This window comes from Pseudomonas sp. 2822-17, assembly GCF_002742485.1.
GTDB classification, from domain to species: Bacteria; Pseudomonadota; Gammaproteobacteria; order Pseudomonadales; family Pseudomonadaceae; genus Aquipseudomonas; species Aquipseudomonas cyclaminis.
This window is the reverse complement of record NZ_LJRZ01000438.1, coordinates 1-347: the sequence shown is the minus strand read 5'-3', so window position 1 is coordinate 347 and position 347 is coordinate 1. Positions and strand designations below refer to the sequence as shown.

Here is a 347-nt window from a genome sequence, read left to right as displayed (position 1 = left end):
CTGGAGTCCCTAGTTCATGAGCAATATTTAATAAAAGCTGCCTCCTAGATTCAGCCATTGTCACTAACTCCTCATTCACTTGCTTTAGTTCTCCATATGCCTCCTCCAAAGCTCTAGTCCGTTCCTGTACCTTATCCTCCAAACCCAATTTCATCTCAATAAGTTTCAAATTAAATTTATCTTTCAATTCATCTGCCTTTCTTAAGTTATCTAAAGCCATCTCCTGGCTTTCTCGCGCTACCAGCTAAGCTTTTTCCTTTTCTTCACGCATTATATTAATTTTGTCTGCTAATGCAAGCGAAAGTAAAACAACTTCAATAGTTAATGCACCTTGGCCTGCATATTCC

General features: G+C 38.6%; 1 protein-coding gene. It reads right to left on the bottom strand.

Features of this window, described 5'->3' with window-relative positions; translation table 11 throughout:
- A partial coding sequence (locus AOA60_RS15360; RefSeq protein ID WP_143522448.1) for a hypothetical protein occupies positions 1 to 220 on the bottom strand: 220 nt, incomplete at its 3' end.
- Between the last annotated feature and the right edge of the window lie 127 nt (positions 221 to 347).